Below are 18,845 nucleotides of genomic sequence, written 5' to 3'. Positions count from 1 at the left end.
GATATACCGCAGTGCGTAGGATCGCAGCCATGCGTGTACTGATCGTCGAGGACGAGCCCTACCTCGCCGAGGCGGTACGTGACGGACTGCGACTGGAGGCGATCGCCGCCGATATCGCGGGCGACGGCGACACCGCGCTCGAACTGCTGAGCATCAACTCCTACGACCTCGCCGTGCTCGACCGCGACGTTCCCGGCCCTTCCGGCGACGACATCGCCCGGTGGATCGTGGCCTCCGGCAGCGGCATCCCGATCCTGATGCTGACCGCCGCCGACCGCCTCGATGACAAGGCGACCGGCTTCGAGATCGGCGCGGACGACTACCTCACCAAGCCGTTCGAGCTGCGCGAACTCGTCCTGCGACTGCGCGCCCTCGACCGTCGCCGTCAGCGCAGCCGGCCGCCCGTGCTCGAGGTCGCAGGGCTGCGCCTCGACCCCTTCCGTCGCGAGGTGTACCGCGACGACCGCTACGTCGCACTGACGCGCAAGCAGTTCGCGGTGTTGGAGGTGCTGGTCGACGCCGATGGCGGAGTTGTCAGCGCCGAGGAGCTGCTGGAGCGCGCCTGGGACGAGAATGCCGACCCGTTCACCAACGCGGTGCGCATCACGGTGTCGTCGCTGCGCAAGCGCCTGGGCGAGCCGTGGCTGATCTTGACGGTGCCCGGCGTCGGATACCGGATCGGGACGGACGCCGATGCGTAGACGCCGCGGGATGAGCGCCCGCCTCAAGCTCACCCTCAGCTATGCGGGGATCGTGCTGGTGTCGGGACTCCTGCTTCTCGCCGCCGTGGCTCTGTATCTGCTGCGGTACGTGCCGGACGTGCAGATCCCGTACTTCGAGGTCCGCGTGCCGAACCGCTCCGACCTGATCCGGGCTTTCGTGCCGGTCGCCTCCACCGTCATGGTCGTGCTGCTCGCCCTGGGCCTGGGGGGCGGATGGCTGCTCGCCGGACGGATGCTGGCGCCGCTGGAGCGCATCGGCGACGCGGCGCGGCTGGCCGCGCAGGGATCGCTCTCCCATCGGATCGCTCTCCCCGGCCCCCGCGACGAGTTCCGCGACCTCGCCGACGTCTTCGACTCGATGCTCGAACAGCTCGAGGCGCACGTCGCGGAACAGCAGCGATTCGCCGCCAACGCCTCGCACGAACTGCGCACACCTCTCGCGATCTCGCAGACGCTGCTCGAGGTCGCGCACGACGACCCGGAGCGCGACGTCGACGAGCTGATCTCACGCCTGCAACAGGTCAACACCCGCGCGATCGACCTCACCGAGGCACTGCTGCTGCTCAGCCGGGCGGACCGACGAACGTTCACCCGCGAGATCGTCGATCTGTCGCTCCTCGCGGAGGGAGCAGTCGAGGCGCTGGTGCCCCTCGCGGATCGTCGCGGTGTCGCCGTGGAGGTGGGCGGCGTACCGGCACCGGTGCTCGGCTCCGCCGCCCTCCTGCCGCAGCTGGTGACGAACCTCGTGCTCAACGCGATCGTGCACAACCTGCCGTCCGGCGGAGCCGTCGCCGTGCGCACCCACTCGATGCCCCATGCGGTCGCGCTGGTCGTCGAGAACACCGGCGAGGTGCTCCCCGCCCACCGCGTGGCGACGCTCGTCGAGCCATTCCAGCGCGGAGCCGAGCGCACCCGCAGCGACGATCATGCCGGAGCGGGGCTCGGCCTCGCGATCGTCGACCGCATCACCCAGGCGCACGGCGGCACTCTGGTGCTCACCCCGCGCACTGACGGCGGCCTGATCGTGACGGTGTGGCTCCCGCATCCCTACCCGGTGGAGCCTCCCGCCTGACCGCACGCCGGTCGGTCGTGGTTCACGCCCTCCCGTTCACGTCCCGGGTCCGGTGCCCCTCGGGTCCACCCCGGTTCACGTCCCCTCGGCCGAGGCCCTCACGTCCGCCCGGTTCAGATGTCGGAGGATTTCACGGATGTCGGGCCGGAAGGCGGTCTCCCGCCCTACATCCGTGCATCCTTCCGACGGGTGAACCGAACGCCCGACCAAACACCCGAACCAGATACCCGACGCGACGCCGAAGACGAACCGGATGCCGCTCGACTCAGGCCACTCGGGGGTCGCGAGTCGCAGCGAGCTCACGGCCGTAGGTGCGAGCGTCGGCCTCGGCGTTCTCCTTGAGCTCGCGCGCCGTGTCGGCGAAGGCGTCGAGGGCCGGGTTCACGCCGACCAGGGTGAACGGACGCTGCACGACGCGCAGGTCGAGGCCCCAGACGTCTTCGAGCACGCGGCGCAGCCACCCGGTCGAGTGGTCCCAGCCCTCCTTGGGCGAGCCGGCCGCGTAGTTGCCGCCGAGGACCGTGACCAGCGTGGCGGGCTTGCCGTTCAGCGCAGTGCCGGTCGGGTCGATGCGCGCGTCGGTGTAGGCCAGGTCGAACCAGGTCTTGAAGTGCTGCGAGACGCCGTAGTTGTACAGCGGCACCGCGAACAGGAGCGCGTCGGCGCCGATCAGCTCATCGGCGAACTGCGAGGCGAGAGCGCGGGCATCGTTCTGCGCGGGAGTGCGCTGGGCCTCGTCGACGAAGCCGCCCGTGACGGCATCCGTCCAGGCGGTCGCGGGCACCGGGTCGCTCGCCAGGTCGCGGCGGGTGACCGTGGAGTCGGGGTGGGACGCGGTCCACTCGGCCTCGACGAGGTCGGCGAGCGCTCGGCTGGCGGACGACGCGGGAAGGATGCTGGCATCCAGGCGGAACAGGGACATGGGCCTACCTCTCGTTTTCGTAGTCGCTAGGTTTTTCTTAGCGGCAGTGATTAACGTAGCACGATAGGATGAGGGCATGGCCGAGGTCGACGAAGAGCGTCAGGTGTGCGACGTTGCCGTCACACTCGCCTTCAGCGTGCTCGGAAAGCGGTGGAACGGCATGATCGTGTCGTCGCTCGGCGGGGGGCCATCGACCTTCGTCGCTCTGCGTCGGGCCGTCGCCGGAATCAGCGACACCGTGCTCTCCGACCGCCTCGCCGAACTCGCCGAGGCCGGACTCGTGGCCCGCACGGTCGACGCGGGACCGCCGGTGACCGTGTCGTACGCACTCACGCCCGCAGGGGAAGGACTCCTGCCGATCCTCGACCAGCTCGGCCGGTGGGCCTCGGCGAACCTCGCCGTCCCCGCGCACTGACGCGGTCGTCGCTGCTCAGCGGATCTGCTGCGCCACCCGCAGGACGATCTCGCGGGCCATCGTCCGATGATCGTCGCTGACACTCGGCACTCGCAGCAGCACCTGGATTCGCGAGACCACGGTGGTCAACTCCGCCTTCTGCAGCACTCGCTGAGGCGGCAGTGCCAACAGCGCTCCCGCCTGCATGCAGAGCAGGCGGACCGCGAGGTTCGGATCGACGCGCTCCCACTCCGGAACCTGGGTCTTCACGGTCCCGAAGGAGCTCAGCGCCCCGTCGGCGTCACCCAGCTGCAGTTGGGCCTGCATCATGCGCGCCACGTCGACACCGACTTCACGATGCGCCTCGCCGTGCACTGCTCGGTCGATCCGCGCCGACTCACGGTACGAATCCAGCGCGCCGCTCGCGTCGCCGGAGAGCAGCATGACATCGCCGAGTGCGTAGAGGATGCTGGCGTGGTCGTCGCTGTCGGGCGCCGCCCGCCGCTGCAGATCGATCGCCTCACCCAAGGTCCGGTGGGCCTGCGAGAGCAGCTCGGCATCCGGCGGCTGCGTCTCCTGCGCACGCAGGGTGAGCAGCCGGCCGAGATGCAGAAGGGGAAGCGCGGTGTGACTGTGCGACTCGTGGTCCTCCCGGTAGAGCTCGATCGATTCCTCAAGTGCCGTCGAGGCCTGCTCCAGCTGGCCGTCCGCGATCAGCGCCATGCCCAGATCGTTGAGGTCCCGTGCCACATGCAGGCTGCGCTCGCCTCCGACTTCCCGATCGATCCTCAAGGCACGTCGAGCGTATTCCACCGCCTCCGAGGGATGGCCGGCCTCGATGCTGCTGCGCGATGCCATCGTCAGGAAGTGGCCACGCATCTCCTCATCCGCGCGCTCGACGAGCTCCAGATACCCTGCCACGCGCTCCGCGGCCGGCACATCCGAGAGGAAGAAGTGACCGTGGAGTGACTGCACGCCCTCATCGTCCGGCATCAGGCGCAGCGTCTCCGCGATACTGCGCCGCGCAGCTGCCGGATCCCCCAGCGCCTCCTCCGCCCAGGCGATGGTCACGTGCGCGGCTGCCCGCAGGTCATCCGGCGCCGTCGCATCGGCCACCACCCGCTCCGCCGCCTGCTTCGCCTGACCTGATTCCCCCGCCAACAGATGCACGCGGGCCTCGGATTGCAGGATGAACATCTGCGCGTCGGGACTCTCGTGCACGAAGGGAACCGCACGCGCCGCCTGTATCTGACGATAGGCGCCGCTGACCGAGCCCTGCTCCGCCAGCCGCTCCGCGAGCAGGGTCCGGGCGACGACTCGCGACGCCCTCTGCGTTTCCAGCAGGGGGTCCACCGCGTCGATCACTGCGGCGAGGCCCGGCAACAGGCTGCGCCCGGGAACATCGATGAGACCCAGGACCGCTTCGACGAGCAGATCGGCGGATTCCGCGCGCAGCGGCTGCTCCGTGAGGTCAAGAACGACGGATGCGGTGAGGGCATGGCTCTGGACGAGCGCGCCGCGAATGCTCACGACGCCGATGCCGATCAGTTCACGGAACGCCTCGTCGATGCGGAGCTGCGCATCTGTCTTCTCTGCGAAGGCCTTCTCGAACAGGCGCCGGGGAACGCCGGTGCCTCCGCTGACCGCCACGGCGACGAGCAGCTGCCACGTGAGTCTCCCGCCGGCGTCGTCGCGCACGGCGGCCAGGACGCCGACGAAGCCCGCGGACTCCGGCCGCCCGGCCAGGACGCGACTGGGACTCGAGCGCATCAGCGCGACCAGGGATGCGACCGATGTACCGGTCTCTGCCACATATCCGCACGCCGTGGACACGATCAGAGGATTTCCCGCGCAGGCGCCGAGCAGCTCGTCGATCTCGCCTTCCGAGACGTCGTCGGGGAGACGTCGCCGAGCGATGCCACGGAGGGTGGGGTCATCCGCACCGTCGACCTGCACGACGGCATGCTTCGGGAACGATGCCGCCGAGCGCGTCGTCACCAGGACCGTGCCGTTCGCGTGCTCCGACGGGAGCAGCTCGCGGACGGTGTCGAACGCCGGAGCATCGTCCACGACGACGAGCCACCCGCTGCGACGGGCGAGGAGAGATCGGACCTGCGACGGCAGGTCGCCCGTCGGCTGCTCGCCGAACTCCTGCAGCAGCGCCTCGCAGGCATCCAGAAGCAGCTGCGGCGTCTTGGCCGAGACCCACCACACGAGTTCGTGGTCTTCGTGCGCACTCCATGAACGTGCCGTCATCTCCGCGAGGACGCTCTTGCCGGCGCCCTGGCCGCCCGCGATGACGGCGAGGCGATGCGCCGAGAGGGTCTCCTCCACGACATCCTGCTCCGGTCGCGTCACGGGCTGTTCACTCAGGGGCAGGGTCGCGATGTTGGAGACCGCGCCCGAAGGGGTGCGGGCGAACATCGATGCCATTGCCTCCGGCACCCCCACGCCCGCACCCGAGTCGGCCGGCGCCGACCGAGCGAGCAGGAGCGGCAGGGCGAGCGCGCTGTCCGGCTGCCGTGCGGCTCTCTCGATCTCCTGTGCGAGCAGCCGGGCGGTCTCCTGCGCGAGTCGAGGGATGTCGATGGCCTGTTCGTCGAGCACGTCGAGCGCGGGAAGCGCCTGGCGGAGAGTGAGGGACCACCGGTCCACCCGGTCGGGCGCCGCCAGCTGGGGGTCGTGCTGAGCGAGCAGCCGGTACGCCTCCTGCGGCTTCAGGGAATCGGCGACGAGCGAGGCCGTCGCACCTCTGTCATCACGATCCTGCTCGGCGAAGGCCTGTCTCAGCGCCCGCGCCAAGCACGCGTGGAACTGGCGCTCCAGGGCCCCCCGACGCACGAAGGGCGCAGCCGCGCCGGCGATGCCCGCGACATTGGCAACACCCGAGATCAGATCCACCCGTCGATGCTATCGAGCGCGGATGCTCACCAGGGGCTGGGCTCGTAATCCTTGAGGAACACGCCGTGGATGTCTTCGCCGGCCTCGCCACGCACGATCGGGTCGTACACGCGGGCGGCGCCGTCGACCAGATCGAGCGGGGCATGGAAGCCCTCCTCGGCGAGGCGCACCTTCGTGTAGTGCGGACGCTCGTCGGTGATCCAGCCGGTGTCGACGGCGGTCATCAGGATGCCGTCCTTCTCGAGCATCTCGCCCGCGCTCGTGCGCGTGAGCATGTTGAGCGCGGCCTTGGCCATGTTCGTGTGCGGGTGTCCAGGGCCCTTGTAGCGGCGGGAGAACTGTCCCTCCATCGCCGAGACGTTGACCACGTACTTGCGGTGCGCATCGGACGCGGCCATCGAGGCACGCAGACGGCTGATCAGCAGGAACGGCGCTGTCGTGTTCGCGAGCTGCACCTCGAGCATCTCGAGCGGATCGACCTGCTCGATCGACTGCACCCAGCTGTTGACGCGGTTCACGTCGGGCACGAGGCCGCCGGCGTCGATCGCGGTGCCGTCGGCATGCTTCTCGAGCGACGACGATCCGGGCGCCATCGCGAGGCGCGCGAGATCTTCGGCCGTGAGTGCCTGACCACCCTGCTCGGCGACCGTGCCGCCGAGGGCCGCGACCGAGAGCAGCGGATGCGCATCGACCGAGGCCTGCAGCGCTTGCGGGTGCGGGTCGGCCGTGTGCCCGAAGGTCTCCATCTCGGGCAGGGGTCCGTCGGGGAGGGGCTGCAGCTCGGCATCCGCCAACAGGGAGTAAGCACCCGGCGAGCGGCGTACAGTCTGTGCGGCGTTGTTGATGAGGATGTCGAGCGGGCCCTGAGCGGCGACCGAGTCCGCCAGGCCGATCACCTGAGCAGGGTCGCGCAGGTCGATGCCGACCACGCGCAGGCGGTGCAGCCAGTCGGCCGAGTCGGGCAGGGCCGAGAAGCGTCGCACGGCGTCGCGCGGGAAGCGGGTCGTGATCGTGGTGTGCGCGCCGTCACGCAGCAGCCGCAGCGCGATGTGCATGCCGATCTTCGCGCGGCCACCCGTGAGCAGGGCGCGCTTGCCGGTGAGGTCGGTGCGGGCGTTGCGCTTGCCGTGGCTGAAGCGGGCGCAGTCCGGGCAGAGCTGGTGGTAGAACGCGTCCACCACGGTGTACGGCTGCTTGCAGATGTAGCAGTTGCGCGGCTTCAGCAGTTCGCCCGCGATCGGGGCGTCGACGACGCTGGTGGCGAGATCGTTGCCACGGGTCTCATCGTCGATGCGGTCGGGGGCACCCGTGGCGGTGCGGGCCACCACGGCTTTGTCGGCCTCGGCGATCGCGTCACGGATCTGCTTGCGGCGCACCCGCTTCACGTCTTTGAACATCGCCGCGGTGGCCTGGCGTACCGCGATGAAATCGGGGTGCTCGTTGTCGATCCGGTGCAGCTCGCGCAGCACGCGCAGCGTGGTGGCGAGATCTTCGGGGTCGACGCCCGGTCCGAGGTCGGGTGCAGCGTCGGAGGGGGCGTCGGTCATTGTGCCGATTTTACGCGAGTGTCCTGGGCATCCGCCCCGCCGCCCTCGCCCTCGCCCTCGCCCTCGCCCTCGCCCTCGGTGCCGAGTGCACGGCATGTCGCCGAGCGCACGGCGTATCAACGCCGAAGAGCCGTGCGCTCGGCGAGATCCCGTGCTCTCGACGCACACACGTCCCCCGTGGCGACACCTCGCTAGGCGATGCCCCCGCCGTCGACGACGAGCGCCGAACCCGTGACGTACGAGGAGTCATCGCTCGCGAGCCAGACCACGGCCTGCGCGACCTCGCTCGGCTCACCCATGCGGCGCAGCGGGCGATCGGCGGCCTCGGCGAGGAACGCGTTGGTGTCCTGCGCCAGCTGACGCGCTTCCTCCCGCAGCATCCCGGTGTTCACGTCGCCGGGGTTGACCGAGTTCACCCGGATGCCGGCGGGACCGTGGTCGATCGCGAGCGCGCGCGTCATGTTCACGACCGCGCCCTTCGAGGCGCAGTAGGAGATGGCCTGGCCACCGCCCTTGAGGCCCCAGCCCGATCCGGTGTTGATGATCGAGCCTCCACCCGCCGCCTCCATGACCGGAACGATGTGCTTGCACATCAGGAAGATCGAGCGCACATTCACGCCGAAGACGCGGTCCCACTCCTCGACGGTCGTCTCGACCGCAGTGGTGCGACGGATGATCCCGGCGTTGTTGAAGACGACGTCCACGCCGCCGAGCTCGGCCACGGAGGTCGCGATCACCCGCTCGATGTCGGGCTCGCTCGCGACGTCGGCGGCGATCGCGACGGCCGTGCCGCCGGTCGCGCGGATCTCCTCCGCGACGGCTTCGGCCGCATCCGCGTTCAGGTCGACGACGGCGACCGCCGCGCCCTCGGCGGCGAGCGCGAGCGCCGTGGCGCGACCGATGCCGCCGGCACCGCCGGTGACAATGGCCTTCTTGTTCTCGAGACGCATGGGGTGGCCTTTCAGGTTCGTTCAGACGGGTCTGTCGGGGGTCGGGATATGTCAGGTGAGGGTGAGTTCGGGCGCATTCACGGCATACAGGCTGCGGGTGCCGACGCCGGTGACGACGCGGACGTGCCCGGCGAGTCTCGCATCGAGTTCCGGGTCGCCGGTGTCGACGAGGAGCGGGCGTCCGTGCAGGTCGATGAGCTTCTGCTCGGGGGCGACGACGAGGAGCGGGTCGTCGCCGAGTGCGCGCAGCACAGACGCCGAGAGCTGTTGATTGCCGCGCCCGAGCAGGAATCCCTGCCCGCCGATGACGGTGACGACGGCCTGCGCCGGACCCTCGGCGATCTGGGCGAGCAGCTCCTGCTCACTCGCCCCGCGGACGAGGATGGCACCGTCGAGAACGACGTCGACGCCCAGCGGGGAACCTTCGACGCCGAGCTGCCGGGTGATCTCGGCGATCGTGCCTCCGGGGCCGAGGAGATAGCGCACGCCCGGTCGCATGCGGGAGACAGCCCCGCGGGCCGCAGCTTCGACCGCAGCCGCCTCGGTGACCGGCGTCGGCGCCTTGCGTGCCTGAGTGCGGCCCGCACGATGCGGCACCCGGAGCATTCCGTACAGCGTGGGGTCGACGCGGGCGCGCCGCATCGCGGCCTCGTCGATGTCGAGCACCTCACGCTCCTCGGTCGGGAGTCCGTCGTGCTCGATCCAGTCCGCGGCGATCGATCCCGCCGCCCGCGGACTGACCGCGAACACGGGCGAGTACATCTTCACGCCTGCCGGAACTCCGAGCACGGCCGGCAGACCGTGCGCCTGTCGGCAGCTTTCGGCGTCGAGCGCGGATCCGTCGTCGCACCTTCCGCCATCGGGCTTTTCACCCGACGGATGTGCCACGGCGCCGAGCCCCGAGACCGCGTCGCGCAGGGTGCCGTCGCCACCCACGACGAGGATCAGATCGGCCCCCGCCGCGGCCAACGCTGCGATCGCACGCGAGGTATCCGCCGCCTCCGTCACCTCGGTCACACCCGCCCCGCGCGAGCCCGCATCGCTCGAGCCGGCCCCGACGACGCACGGCACGAGACCTGCGGAGCGCACCGCATCGGCGCCCATCGCACCGGCGACGGTCGCGACCACGAGCCCCGGATGCCGTTCGGCGAGCGTCGTCAGGGCGAGGACCGCCCGCTCCTGCACGCGCGAACGGGCGCCGCGCGCGAGGGCGAGGCGCTGCATGTCCGCACCGTCGGAGCCGGCGAGCCCCGCGGGCCCGCCGACACCGGCGACAGGGTTGACGACGAGGCCGATCACGACGCGACAGACTCCGCGGGGAAGTACTTCCGCTGATACGCGCGCCACGTGATCGCCCACCGCTCCGGGTCGTCCAGGTCGTCATGGTGCGTGTGGTGCACGGTCTGGTTGTGCGGGGCGGTGCGCACCACCTCGGGGTTCTCGCGTGCTTCGCGTGCCACTTCGGCCAGGGTCGCCGCATATTCATCGAGCTCTGCCATCGAGTACGACTCGGTCGGCTCGAGCGTGAACGGCTGCGGCACCACGTAGGGGTGGTGACTCGTCCAGTAGTGCATCCCGAAGTCGGACATGCGCACGCCGATCTCCTCCGACGAGATGCCGGTCTCCTGGTACAGCCCCTCCCACGAGTAACGCACCTGCTCGATGCGGCGGCGACCCGTGGCATACGGCGCGGATGCTCCGGGGATCGCGAGCACACGAGCCATCAGGTAGTTGTTGTTCAGCACGGCGGTCTCTGCGGCGGCGAGCAGCCCCGGAGCCCCCAGTGCCATGATCCACGAGTAGGCCTTCACGAGCGCGGGGATGACGCCGAAGAACGGGCCGACCGCGCCGATCGACAGCTCCCCCGCCTCGGTCACGGCGAAGGTCCCGTCGTCGTCACGCACCACACGTGGCCCCGGCAGGAACGGGGCGAGGGCCGCGCTCACGGCGTTGGCGCCCGAGCCGGGTCCGCCGCTGCCATGCGGGGTGCCGAAGGTCTTGTGCAGGTTGAAGTGGCACACGTCGAAGCCGGCATCGCGGGCGCGCGTGACCCCGAGGATGCCGTTCGCGTTGGCCTGGTCGTAGGAGGCGAGGGCTCCGACCGCGTGCGCAGCGTCGACCCACTCCCGGATCGCCGGATTGTAGATGCCGGTGTCCTCCGGGTTCGTGACCATGATCGCCGCGGTGCGGGGCGACAGGGCGGCCTTCAACGCGTCGAGCGACGGATAGCCCTCGGCGTCGGGGTAGACCGTGATGACCTCATAGCCGGCCGCCTTCGCAGCGGCCGCGTTCGAGGGGTGGCTGAAGATCGTGGTGATGACCTCGCGACGCTGCTCGCCTTCGCCGTTCGCCTCGTGGAAGGCGCGGATCATGGCGATATTCGCCCAGATCGCCGCCGATCCGCCCTGCGTGTGCAGCGAGACCTCGTCCATCCCGGAGATCTCGGCGAGCATCCGCTCCAGCTGCCAGACGATCTCGAGCACGCCCTGCGCGTCGGCCGGATCCTGATGCGGGTGCATCGCGGTGAGCTGCGGAGTGTTCGCGAGCTGGTCGTCGATCTTCGGCGCGTACTTCATGGTGCAGGTGCCCTGGCCGATGTCGACGTTGAAGTCGGCGCCGAGATTCTCCTGCGACAGGCGCAGGTAGTGCTTGAGCACGCGCATCTGCCCCATCTCGGGCAGGTTCGGCTTCGCGGCACGGCGCAGGGAGGCGGGCAGCGCGGCGACCACGTCGCCCACGACCTCGCGAACGCCGGGCTCGACCTGCGACACCAGCACGCCGCGTTCACCGGGGGTGCTCAGCTCGAAGATGATCGGCTCGTCCCAGCGGGCCTGTTGGAATCGGCGCAGCGTCGGCTTCGGGGCGACGGGAAGACTCATCGGTTCTGCTCCTTCGCAGCCTGGTGTGATGCATGGGATGAAGACGCGTCGGATGCCGTGACCTCGGCGAGCGCGCCGGCCAGGGTATCGATGTCGGCCTGGGTGGTGAGCTCGGTGACGCAGACGAGCAGGCGGCGCTCCCCCACGACCACGCCGGGCTCGATGCCCTTGGTGCGGAGCGCCGTGACGACCGCTTCGGCCGTGACGTCGGCGAAGGTCACCGTGAACTCGCGCAGGTGCACGGCGTCGTCGTCGAGGGAGACACCCGGCACTGCGGAGAGCGCCTGCTGCGCGTACCGGGTGCGGGCGAGCAGCACCTCGCCGAGCTCGGCCATGCCGGCCGGTCCCATCAGCGCGAGGTACACCCCGGCGGCGATGCCCCAGAGGGCCGCGGCCGTGCCGACCCATTCCTTCCCCTCCTCGCGGTGTGCGAACGAGGTGCGGTCGTAGGCCACATCGCCGAAGCCGTACTCACCGGGCACGTCGGTGGTGGCGAGCCCGAACAGGCGCGAGGGCATCTCCATCACGAAGGTCGGGTCGTCGTGCACGGCGATGAACCCGCCGTGGGCGCCGCCGAACCACTGGTGCAGGCCGAGGGACTGGATGTCGCCGGTGACGATGTCCGCTCCCGAGACCGAGGGCGGGGCGAGGACGCCGTAGCCGATGGGGTCGGTGCCGACGACGACCACGGCGCCGGCCGCGTGGGCGGCATCCGAGATCTCCTGCAGGGACGCCTCCACGGCGCCGGTGGCGCTCGGCGTCTCGATCCAGACCGCGGCCACGTCATCGCCCAGCGCCGCGCGAACGGCGGCGACGTCGGCCGTACCGCCGACGGTGGGTACGAGCTCGAGCGTCAGGTGCGCGCGGACGTAGTCGTGCACCTTCGCGAGCTTCGCCGGCAGCACGTCGCTGACGACCAGCACCCGCCCGCGGCCCGTGAGTCGCCCCGACATCGTGAGGCCGGTCGCCGTCGCCTGGTAGCCGTCGTAGGTCGGCACGTTCACGACGTCCATCTCGAGCAGCTCGGCCATCAGCGATTGGTACTGGAACAGGGCCTGGAAGCGACCGTGGTCCTCGTAGGGCTCACCGGCGTACGCGGTCAGGAACTCGCTGCGGCCGATGACCTCGTCCACCACGGCGGGCACGTAGTGGTTGTAGGTGCCCGCGCCGAGGAAGCTCAGCCGCTCCTGGGTCGAACGGTTCTTGGCGAGCAGCCCCCGCACGTGGCGGGCGAGGTCCTGCTCGGCCGCGAACGGGGTCGGAAGGTCGAGCGGACGTCCGAGTCGCAGCGACTCCGGGATGTCGGCGTAGAACTCGTCGACCGAGGCGGCGCCGACGGCCGCGAGCATCGCCGCTCGGGAGGCCGGGGCGGTGTTGGGGATGTACGGATGCACGAACGGGGCGGTCATGCGTCCTCCTTCTCGGGGATCAGGGTGGCAAAAGGGATGGAGGCAGCGCGGGGTGCGGCGAGAACGGCGACGCCGTAACGGTCGAGCTGGAGCCGGTCCGCGTGACGGATGCCGGTGAGCAGGTCGACGCCCGGGGTCGGGATCTCGAACGCGACGGGGGAGCGCCCGTGGTTCAGATAGAAGGTGTAGTCGGTGGTGTCGTCGGCACGGGTGACGACCTCGACCTCGACGTCGGTGCGCTCGCGGGCGGGAACGCCGGCGGTGCGCAGCACATCACGGAAGACCGGGAGCAGGCCCTCAGGGTCGAACATCGCACTGACGTACCAGGCCGACCCCGCCCCCGTCGTGCGACGGGTCACCGCGGGCAACCCTTCGAGCTCGCCGCTCGCGTACGCCCCGCGTACCTCGACATCATCATCCGCTTCGAGCCACTCGCTCCACGAGGGCACGCTCAGGCGCTCGCCCGCAAAGTCGATGCTCTCGGTCAGACCGTCGGCGATCGGCCACTGCTCGTCGACCTCGATGCCGAGCAGGTCTCGCAGCAACCCGGGGGCTCCGCCGTCGTGCACCTTCTCCGTGGCGTCCACCACTCCCGAGAACGGTCCGACCACGAGGTGCCCGCCGCGCTCCACGAAGGCGGCGAGCGCCTCGGCCTGCGGCTGCTCGACGATGTAGAGGTTCGGCACGACGACCACGTCGTAGGCGTCGAAGGGGCCGGTGGCGCGAACGGCATCCACCGGCTGACCGAGCGTGTATAGCGCTCGGTGCCACGCGCGCGCCTGCTGTACCCACTGCAGCCGCTGCGAGGGCAGCGACTCGACCGCGCTGGTCCCCCACCAGGAGTCCCAGTCGACGACCAGCGCCACGCGCGAGCGCACCCGGGTTCCCCGCACCTGCTCGAGCTTCTTGAGTTCGAGCCCCAGCGCCTTGGTCTCCCGGAAGCTGCGTGAGCGCTCCCCGCGGTGGCCGAGCATCGACGAGTGGAACTTCTCCTGGCCGTACTTGGCCTGGCGCCACTGGAAGAACATCACCGCGTCGGAGCCGTGGGCGACGGCCTGCAGGCTCTCGATGCGGATCTTGCCCGGCGCCTTCGGCACGTTCACGTCGCGCCAGCTGGTCGCGCTGGCAGATGACTCCAGCAGCAGCCAGGGCTGTCCGCCCTTGAGCGAGCGCATCAGGCCGTAGTTGAGAGCCGCGCCGACGTGCGATGTCGGGTCGGCGGGCTCGGGGTAGGCGTCATCGGTCACCACGTCTTCGACGGCGGCGAAGTCCCAGTAGTCCAGGTCGCGGAACATGCTCATGAAGTTCGTGGTCACCGCGATGTCGGGGGTGACCTCGCGCAGCACATCGATCTCGACCTGGAACAGCTCCAGAAGGGCGTCAGACGAGAAGCGCTCGAAGTCAAGCAGCTTGGTCGGGTTGACAGGGCCGGGCGCCTTCTTCGGCGTCTCGATGTGCTCCCACGAGGTGTAGCGCTGACCCCACACGTTCACACCCCAGGCCTCGTTCAGACCGTCCAGATCGCCGTAGCGGTCCTGCAGCCAGCGCCGGAAGTGCCGGGCCGACTCGGGGCACCAGCACCGCGAGGTGTGGTCGCCGTACTCGTTCGAGATGTGCCACATCGCGAGGCCGGGGTGCTCACCGTAGCGCTCGGCCATGGCCCTGGTCATGCGGGCGACGTTCTCGCGCCAGACCGGCGATGACGGGCAGTACGTCTGGCGCGATCCGAACTCGAGCCGGTGCCCGTCGGCATCCCACGGCGCCATCTCGGGGTGGGCGCGCAGCAGCCACGACGGCGGGGTCGCGGTGGCGGTGGCGAGGTCGATCGCGATGCCCGCCTCCCACAGCAGATCGATGATGCGGTCGAGCCATGCCCAGTCGTAGACACCGGGCTCCGGCTCCAGCTGCGGCCAGCTGAAGATCGGCAGGCTCACCATGTTCACGCCGGCTTCGCGCATCAGGCGGATGTCTTCGTGCCAGATCTCTTCCGACCACTGGTCGGGGTTGTAGTCGCCGCCGTAGGCGAGGGCGTCGAGGCGGACGCGTCGGGTGGGCTGGTCGCCACCGGGTGCGGGCACGAAGTCTCCTCTCTGAGTCATCACCGGCTGATCCGGCGGTGCACTGGTGCGAATCCGGAATCGGCTGTATTCTGTATACAACACACTAGGACGTCGTCCCAGGCCCGTCAACCCATAGGCTGACGGGCAGGCGGCAGAAGAGGGGACGCATGGCGATCGAACGCAAGAACCTGCGCTCGCAGGTCCGGCAGGAGCTGCTGAACCGCATGCGCGCCGGACTCGTGCAGCCCGGCGAGGGCATCAACGAGGTCCAGCTCGCCACCGAGCTCGGCGTCAGCCGCACTCCCCTGCGCGAGGCGCTCATCGCCCTGGAGTCCGAAGGGCAGATCGAGAGCGAGAACGGCAAGGGCTTCCGGTTCGTCCCGCTCAGCGCCTCCGAGTTCCGCGATCTCGCTCCCGTCCTGGCGGCGCTCGAGAGCCTCGCGATCGAGCTCAGCCCGCCCGACGAGCTGCGTCGCATCGGCGCGCAGCTCAAAGAGATGGCCGACGCGTTCGCCGACGAGCTCGTGGAGCACCAGCTCGTCATCACCAAGGACGACGAGTGGCACAGCGTGATGCTGTCGGCCTGCCCCAACGCCCGCCTGCTCGCCGTCATCGACAACGTGCGCAGCTCGTTCCACCGCTACGAGTCGCTCCTCGTGCCCGAAGACGTCAAGGTCGAACGCGTCGCCGCCGAGCACGCCGAGATCGCCCGGCACCTCGCCGACGGCGATATCCCCGGCGCCGTCGAAGCGCTCAAGCTCAACTGGATGCACGGCATGCAGCGCATCCTCGACAACGCCACGAGCTCGTACTTCACGGCGTAGACCGCCCCCGCATCCCCTCACCCCTTCACCGCGCCGCCGAGGAGACCTGCGACGAACTGCTTCTGGAAGATCAGGAACAGCAGGAGCAGGGGCAGTGTCGCCAGCAGCGACCCCAGCATCAGGCCGGAGTAGTCGACGCGGCTCATGCCGATCATCGTGTTCAGCGCGACCGGAACCGTGTAGTTCGCCTCGGTGTTGAGCATGAGCAGCGGCCAGATGAACGCGTTCCACTGGCTGATGAACGTATAGATCACGAGCGCCGCGATCTGCGGCTTCGCGACGGGAAGCACGATCCGATAGAACGTGCGCAGCTCGCTCGCGCCGTCGATCCTGGCCGCCTCGATCAGGCTCGGCGGGAAGTCGAGGAACCCCTGGCGCATCAGGAAGATCCCGAACGCGTTCGCCAGGAACGGCAGGATCACGGCCTGATACGTGTCGATCCACCCCATGCCGGCCATGATCTGGAACAGCGGGACCAGCAGCACCTGCATCGGGATCATCATCGTCACGAGCACGAGCGCGAGCAGCACACCGCGTCCACGGAATCGATAGGTGGCGAGCCCGTAGCCGCACATGATGCTGACGATCGAGCTGAAGACCGTGTAGATCACCGCGATCAGCAGGCTGTTGAGCATCACTCGGCTGAAGCCGATGCTCTCCTCCAAGCGGGCGAGGTTCTCCCACAGCGCGTCGCCGGGGAGCACCGGGAGCGGCGTGCCGAACAGCTCCGAACTCGGATGGGTGGAGGCGATGACCATCCACAGGAACGGGATGATCGACACCAGCGAGGCCACGACCAGCAGCAGGTAGAGCGGCAGCCGCAGCATGCGCGAACGGGCGCCGCGCTCCCCCGCTCCGAGGCTGCGGGTGTCGCGGCCGGAGGTGACCAGGGTGCGGGTGGCGAGATCTGTCATGGCTTCTCCCTCATGACCCGGAACTGCACGACGGCGATGATCGCGGTGATCAGCACCAGCATCCAGGCGATGGCTGATGCGTAGCCGAAGTCGAACTGTCGGAACCCGACCTTGTACAGGTAGAGCACCGGGGTGAGCGTGGCGTCGTTGGGGCCGCCGCCCGTGAGGATGAAGTTCTCGTCGAACAGCTGCAGTGCGCCGATCGTCGAGGTGATCCCCGTGAAGATCAGCACCGGCCGCAGCTGCGGAAGCACCACGCTCCAGAACGTCTGCCAGCGTCCGGCGCCGTCGACCTTCGCCGCCTCGTAGAGCTCCGGGGGGATCGACTGCAGGCCGGCGAGGATGATGACCATGTTGTAGCCGGTCCATCGCCAGGTGACGGCGGCGATCACGGAGACACGCGCCCACCACTCGTTGTTCAGCCAGTCGATCGGGGCGACGCCGATCACACCGAGCATCTGGTTCACGGCGCCGCCGTCGGTGGCGAGCAGCACGCGGAACACGACGGCGTAGGCGACCAGCGTGGTCACCGCGGGCAGGAACGTGAGCAGGCGGAATCCCGAACGCCACCGCAGCCATGACTGGTTGAGCAGGTAGGCGAGCCCGACCGCGAGCACCATCATCAGCGGCACCTGGACGATGAGGATCAGTCCCGCGTTGAACAGGCTCTTCGCGATCAGCGGGTCGGAGAACAGCCGCTCGTACTGGCCGAGTCCGACGAAGCTCGTCACGCCGCCCTCGGTGCGGAACAGGCTCTGCCAGAGCGAGGCGCCCAGCGGATAGGCGAAGAAGAACAGGAGCAGGGCGGCAGCCGGCAGCACGAACCAGCGTCCGGCCCTGCCCGGGTCCAGCCGTCGGCGGCCGGACCCGGGCGAGGTCGCGGAGGTCATGGTTACTTCGCGACCTCTCGACCGGTGGAGGTGGCGAGCTGCGCGGCCGCATCGGCGAGCACGGTGGCGGGGTCGGCGCCGTTCAGCACGGCGGCGGCGACGGCGTTGGCGACGATGTCCGAGGCCTCTGCACTGTCCGAGGTGTAGACGATCGGCGGGATCTGGGCCGTGAGCTCTGCGAAGGTCTCGTAGACCGGCTGACCGCCGAAGTACTCGACCGGCTTCGAGAAGTAGTCCGATTCCAGTGCGGGCAGGTACGACGGAAAGAGTCCCTCGTTCGTCATCATCGACACCTGGTTGTCGGCATCCGCCAGCACGAAGTCGACGAACGCCGCGGCCAGCTGCGGGTTCTTCGCCTGCGCCGGCACCGCGAGGCCGGATCCGCCGTTGTTCGACGTGCGGGCACCGCCCTCGTCGAACGCCGGGAGCGGGAGCACGGCGTACTTTCCGCTCAGCTCGGGGGCGTCGCCCTGGAGCGTGCCGATCCACCAGACGGCGTCTGCCGTCACGGCGGAGTCGCCGTCTTTCGCCGAGGTGACCCGGCCGTCCCATCCGGTGACGTTCTTGATGAGACCGGCCTCGTTCATCTCCTGCAGCATGGTGAGCACGCGCACGGCTTCCGGCGAGTCGAGCGTGATCTCTCCCGCCTCGTTGAACAGCCCCTGCCCGAGCTGCTGCAGCAGCATCTGAAAGCCGCCACCGGCGGAGAGGTCGGTCGAGAGCAGCGTGTGGCCGGTCTTCTCCTTGATGACCTTGCCCGCCGCGATCAGATCGTCCCAGGTCGCCGCGGCCTCGATGTCGACGCCCGCCTGCTCGACGATGTCTGTGCGGTAGTACAGCGCCACGGTGCCGGAGTCCCACGGAGCGATGCGCAAGGACCCGTCGGCATCGGAACCCGCGGACCACTTGAACGGGTCGAAGTCGACTTCATCACCGCCCAGGATCGGGTTCAGGTCGAGCATCCCCTTCGGGAACTGCGTGATGTAGCCGGGGGCGGCATCCGTCTCGATCGTGACCACGTCGGGCAGGCCGGTGCCCGCTTGGAAGCCGACCGACATCTTGTCATAGGCGTTGTCGTAGCCCACGTCGACGACCTTCACGGTCGTGCCCTCGTGGGCCTTCTCGAAGTCGGCCGCGAGCCGCTCCAGGGCGACGGCTCCGACATCCCACGACCACACGGTGATCTCTCCGTCGAGCTTCGCGTCGGGGTCCAGCGCGACCGCGTCGGACCCTCCGGTCGGCACTCCTCCGGTGGCGCATCCGGCGAGCGCGATCCCGACCGCCGCGAGCGCGGCGATCCCTGTGAGCTTCTTCTTCATGTCTGACTCCTTCGTCGTTGAAATGAATATTGAATACAATCG

15 protein-coding genes are annotated in these 18,845 nt (G+C 69.4%); 4 read left to right on the top strand and 11 right to left on the bottom strand.

Features of this window, described 5'->3' with window-relative positions; translation table 11 throughout:
• The first annotated feature begins 29 nt into the window (after positions 1 to 29).
• Complete coding sequence (locus GLO27_RS03245; protein ID WP_021198371.1) at positions 30 to 701, top strand: response regulator transcription factor; 672 nt, start codon at positions 30 to 32, stop codon at positions 699 to 701.
• A 10-nt stretch (positions 702 to 711) separates the two neighbouring features.
• The gene (locus tag GLO27_RS03240) at positions 712 to 1,794 is read left to right on the top strand and encodes a HAMP domain-containing sensor histidine kinase (RefSeq protein ID WP_029260107.1); all 1,083 of its coding nucleotides are present in this window, start codon (positions 712 to 714) and stop codon (positions 1,792 to 1,794) included.
• Between the two features lie 265 nt (positions 1,795 to 2,059).
• Here GLO27_RS03240 and GLO27_RS03235 read toward each other — a convergent pair whose 3' ends face one another.
• Entirely contained in the window at positions 2,060 to 2,716 is a 657-nt protein-coding gene (locus GLO27_RS03235) for an NAD(P)H-dependent oxidoreductase (RefSeq protein ID WP_021198373.1), read from the bottom strand.
• A 76-nt stretch (positions 2,717 to 2,792) separates the two neighbouring features.
• On the opposite strand from GLO27_RS03235, the gene GLO27_RS03230 reads away from it, so the two are divergent.
• Positions 2,793 to 3,131, top strand: a complete 339-nt coding sequence (locus tag GLO27_RS03230) for a helix-turn-helix domain-containing protein (RefSeq protein ID WP_167253577.1) — start codon at positions 2,793 to 2,795, stop codon at positions 3,129 to 3,131.
• 15 nt (positions 3,132 to 3,146) lie between these two features.
• Here the strand turns inward: GLO27_RS03230 and GLO27_RS03225 are convergent, their stop codons facing one another.
• From GLO27_RS03225 to GLO27_RS03195, 7 genes are all read right to left on the bottom strand, one after another.
• The gene (locus GLO27_RS03225; RefSeq protein WP_167253575.1) at positions 3,147 to 6,011 is read right to left on the bottom strand and encodes a tetratricopeptide repeat protein; all 2,865 of its coding nucleotides are present in this window, start codon (positions 6,009 to 6,011) and stop codon (positions 3,147 to 3,149) included.
• A 26-nt stretch (positions 6,012 to 6,037) separates the two neighbouring features.
• A complete protein-coding gene (locus GLO27_RS03220; RefSeq protein WP_136023909.1) occupies positions 6,038 to 7,558 on the bottom strand; it encodes an SDR family NAD(P)-dependent oxidoreductase in 1,521 nt (506 codons plus the stop codon).
• Between the two features lie 191 nt (positions 7,559 to 7,749).
• Positions 7,750 to 8,508, bottom strand: coding sequence for a glucose 1-dehydrogenase (locus tag GLO27_RS03215; protein ID WP_167253573.1), 759 nt, complete (start codon positions 8,506 to 8,508; stop codon positions 7,750 to 7,752).
• A 51-nt stretch (positions 8,509 to 8,559) separates the two neighbouring features.
• Positions 8,560 to 9,807: an NAD(+)/NADH kinase gene (locus tag GLO27_RS20220; RefSeq protein ID WP_208323521.1), complete on the bottom strand. Its 1,248-nt coding sequence runs from the start codon at positions 9,805 to 9,807 to the stop codon at positions 8,560 to 8,562.
• Positions 9,804 to 11,387 carry an aminomethyl-transferring glycine dehydrogenase subunit GcvPB gene (gene gcvPB / locus GLO27_RS03205; RefSeq protein WP_167253571.1) on the bottom strand — a complete coding sequence of 528 codons (1,584 nt, stop codon included), beginning with the start codon at positions 11,385 to 11,387 and terminating at the stop codon, positions 9,804 to 9,806. Before gcvPB ends, GLO27_RS20220 begins: the two co-directional genes overlap by 4 nt.
• Positions 11,384 to 12,796 (bottom strand): aminomethyl-transferring glycine dehydrogenase subunit GcvPA, encoded by a 1,413-nt coding sequence (gene gcvPA / locus GLO27_RS03200; RefSeq protein ID WP_167253568.1) that lies wholly within the window; start codon positions 12,794 to 12,796, stop codon positions 11,384 to 11,386. Before gcvPA ends, gcvPB begins: the two co-directional genes overlap by 4 nt.
• Positions 12,793 to 14,874 (bottom strand): beta-galactosidase, encoded by a 2,082-nt coding sequence (locus GLO27_RS03195; protein WP_021198380.1) that lies wholly within the window; start codon positions 14,872 to 14,874, stop codon positions 12,793 to 12,795. The genes gcvPA and GLO27_RS03195 overlap by 4 nt, the downstream gene beginning before the upstream one ends.
• A gap of 149 nt (positions 14,875 to 15,023) precedes the next feature.
• Between GLO27_RS03195 and GLO27_RS03190 the strand changes: the two genes are divergently transcribed.
• A complete protein-coding gene (locus tag GLO27_RS03190) occupies positions 15,024 to 15,680 on the top strand; it encodes a GntR family transcriptional regulator (protein ID WP_167253565.1) in 657 nt (218 codons plus the stop codon).
• A 17-nt stretch (positions 15,681 to 15,697) separates the two neighbouring features.
• Here the strand turns inward: GLO27_RS03190 and GLO27_RS03185 are convergent, their stop codons facing one another.
• From GLO27_RS03185 to GLO27_RS03175, 3 genes are read right to left on the bottom strand one after another with little or no spacing between them, the layout of a single operon-like run.
• Positions 15,698 to 16,594, bottom strand: coding sequence for a carbohydrate ABC transporter permease (locus GLO27_RS03185; protein ID WP_021198386.1), 897 nt, complete (start codon positions 16,592 to 16,594; stop codon positions 15,698 to 15,700).
• On the bottom strand, positions 16,591 to 17,484 hold the full coding sequence (locus tag GLO27_RS03180) for a sugar ABC transporter permease (protein WP_021198387.1): 894 nt from the start codon (positions 17,482 to 17,484) through the stop codon (positions 16,591 to 16,593). The genes GLO27_RS03185 and GLO27_RS03180 overlap by 4 nt, the downstream gene beginning before the upstream one ends.
• 2 nt (positions 17,485 to 17,486) lie before the next feature.
• Positions 17,487 to 18,803 (bottom strand): sugar ABC transporter substrate-binding protein, encoded by a 1,317-nt coding sequence (locus tag GLO27_RS03175; protein ID WP_029260121.1) that lies wholly within the window; start codon positions 18,801 to 18,803, stop codon positions 17,487 to 17,489.
• Positions 18,804 to 18,845 lie beyond the last annotated feature (42 nt).

The organism is Microbacterium sp. Be9 (genome assembly GCF_011754135.1).
In the GTDB taxonomy this organism is placed as follows: Bacteria; Actinomycetota; Actinomycetes; order Actinomycetales; family Microbacteriaceae; genus Microbacterium; species Microbacterium maritypicum_A.
This window is presented reverse-complemented; position numbering and strand designations above follow the sequence as displayed.

Excerpts from the sequence above, each read along its gene's own strand:
- GLO27_RS03215 (WP_167253573.1), bottom strand. The coding sequence starts at position 8,508 with ATGCGTCTCGAGAACAAGAAGGCCATTGTCACCGGCGGTGCCGGCGGC.
- GLO27_RS03180 (WP_021198387.1), bottom strand. The coding sequence starts at position 17,484 with ATGACCTCCGCGACCTCGCCCGGGTCCGGCCGCCGACGGCTGGACCCG.
- GLO27_RS03230 (WP_167253577.1), top strand. The coding sequence starts at position 2,793 with ATGGCCGAGGTCGACGAAGAGCGTCAGGTGTGCGACGTTGCCGTCACA.
- GLO27_RS03235 (WP_021198373.1), bottom strand. The coding sequence starts at position 2,716 with ATGTCCCTGTTCCGCCTGGATGCCAGCATCCTTCCCGCGTCGTCCGCC.
- GLO27_RS03175 (WP_029260121.1), bottom strand. The coding sequence starts at position 18,803 with ATGAAGAAGAAGCTCACAGGGATCGCCGCGCTCGCGGCGGTCGGGATC.
- gcvPB (WP_167253571.1), bottom strand. The coding sequence starts at position 11,387 with ATGAGTCTTCCCGTCGCCCCGAAGCCGACGCTGCGCCGATTCCAACAG.
- GLO27_RS03190 (WP_167253565.1), top strand. The coding sequence starts at position 15,024 with ATGGCGATCGAACGCAAGAACCTGCGCTCGCAGGTCCGGCAGGAGCTG.
- GLO27_RS03220 (WP_136023909.1), bottom strand. The coding sequence starts at position 7,558 with ATGACCGACGCCCCCTCCGACGCTGCACCCGACCTCGGACCGGGCGTC.
- GLO27_RS03240 (WP_029260107.1), top strand. The coding sequence starts at position 712 with ATGAGCGCCCGCCTCAAGCTCACCCTCAGCTATGCGGGGATCGTGCTG.
- GLO27_RS03245 (WP_021198371.1), top strand. The coding sequence starts at position 30 with ATGCGTGTACTGATCGTCGAGGACGAGCCCTACCTCGCCGAGGCGGTA.
- gcvPA (WP_167253568.1), bottom strand. The coding sequence starts at position 12,796 with ATGACCGCCCCGTTCGTGCATCCGTACATCCCCAACACCGCCCCGGCC.
- GLO27_RS03185 (WP_021198386.1), bottom strand. The coding sequence starts at position 16,594 with ATGACAGATCTCGCCACCCGCACCCTGGTCACCTCCGGCCGCGACACC.